Raw genomic sequence first — 1,723 nt, forward strand, 5'->3', positions numbered from 1 at the left:
CTCCCCGTGACCTACACCCCGACCCCCGCCCTTGGAGCCCTCGGATGAATTGCCCGCACGCCCACGCCGCGTCCGCCGCCGACGCCATCGCCCTGGACCCGTTCGTCGCCGACCTCGACGGCGAGAGCGCCCGGCTGCGGGCCGCGGGCCCGCTGGCCCGTGTCGTCCTGCCCGGCGGGGTGGCCTGCTGGGCCGTCACCCACCACGCCGAGGCGCGGCGGCTGCTCACCGACGCCCGCCTGGTCAAGGACATCGACGTCTGGGGGGCGTGGCAGCGCGGCGAGATACCCATGGACTGGCCGCTGATCGGCCTCGCGAACCCCGGCAAGTCGATGCTGACGGTCGACGGCGACGAGCACCGGCGGCTGCGCACGCTGGTCGCGCAGGCGCTGACCGCGCGCCGGGTGGAGCGGCTGCGCGAGGGCATCGAGGCCCTGACCACGGGCATGCTGGACCGGCTCGCGGAGCGTCCGGCGGGTGAGACCGTCGATCTGAAGGCGGAGTTCGCCTACCCGTTGCCGATGAACGTGGTCAGCGACCTCATGGGCGTCGACCCGGTCGACCACCCGCGGATGAAGGCCCTGTTCGAGAAGTTCTTCTCGACGCAGACGCCGCCCGAGGAGGTGCCGCAGATGATGGCGGACCTGGGCACGCTGTTCGCGGGGATCGTGGCGGGCAAGGTCGAGAAGCCCGGTGACGACCTGACGAGCGCGCTGATCGAGGCGTCGGAGGGCGGCGACCGGCTCACCACCGAGGAGATCACCAACACCCTCCAGCTGATGGTGGCGGCCGGGCACGAGACGACGATCAGCCTCATCGTGAACGCCGTCGTGGCCCTGGAGACCCACCCCGAGCAGCGTGCCCTGGTCCTCTCCGGGGAGGTGCCGTGGGCGAACGTGATCGAGGAGACCCTGCGCTGGTCGACTCCCACCTCGCACGTGCTGATCCGCTTCGCCACCGAGGACATCGAGGTGGGCGACCGGGTGCTGCCGAAGGGGGAGGCCCTGATCGTCTCGTTCGGCGCGATCGGCCGGGACGAGGAGCAGCACGGTCCGACGGCGGGTTCGTTCGACGTGACCCGTACGCCGAACCGCCACATCTCCTTCGGTCACGGCCCGCACGTCTGCCCGGGCGCCGCCCTCTCCCGCCTGGAGGCGTCGGTGGCCCTGCCGGCCCTGTACGCGCGTTTCCCGGGGCTGCGTCTGGCCGTCGCGCCCGAGAAGCTGCGGAACAAGCCGGTCGTCACGCAGAACGACCTGTTCGACCTCCCGGTCGTCCTGGCCTGACGGCCGCGCCGAGGGGAGGGAGCCCGGCAGCCCGGCAGCCCGGCAGCCGGCTTCCCTCCCCGGGCGGGGAGGGGGCGGAGAACGCCCCGCTGTCCGCGCCCCGAACGCGTTCATGCGGTCGTGCCGGGCCCGGGCCGCCCGCGCCCGGCAGTGCACCTTGATACCCGGTCCGAGCGGCCGCGGCCGTTGATGGCCCCCTGCTCGTCGCGACCCCTCGGGTGCCGCCCTGCGGGCCGGCGCCCGTCGAGACAGAGCACGGTCGGGAGCGCCACAGCCCCGATGCTCATCGTCACCCGCGAGGGTGACCGGCGGTGCGAACTCCCGCCGCGCCGGCGCGCATTCGTCGCTCTGAACCGTTCAAGCGCTGCAGAAGCGCCGTCAGATCGACCCTCAGCATGCCCCGGCCGGGACTCATCCCAGGCTGCCCTCCCCTCCCC

1 protein-coding gene is annotated in these 1,723 nt (G+C 73.2%); it reads left to right on the forward strand.

Annotated features, from left to right (window positions below):
• The first annotated feature begins 44 nt into the window (after nucleotides 1-44).
• Nucleotides 45-1,286 (forward strand): cytochrome P450 family protein, encoded by a 1,242-nt coding sequence (locus tag AOK00_RS36285; RefSeq protein WP_055604336.1) that lies wholly within the window; start codon nucleotides 45-47, stop codon nucleotides 1,284-1,286.
• Nucleotides 1,287-1,723: the final 437 nt, after the last annotated feature.

Origin of the sequence: Streptomyces aureus (assembly GCF_001418135.1) — a bacterium.
Taxonomy (GTDB): Bacteria; Actinomycetota; Actinomycetes; order Streptomycetales; family Streptomycetaceae; genus Streptomyces; species Streptomyces aureus_A.

Excerpts from the sequence above, each read along its gene's own strand:
- AOK00_RS36285 (WP_055604336.1), top strand. The coding sequence starts at position 45 with ATGAATTGCCCGCACGCCCACGCCGCGTCCGCCGCCGACGCCATCGCC.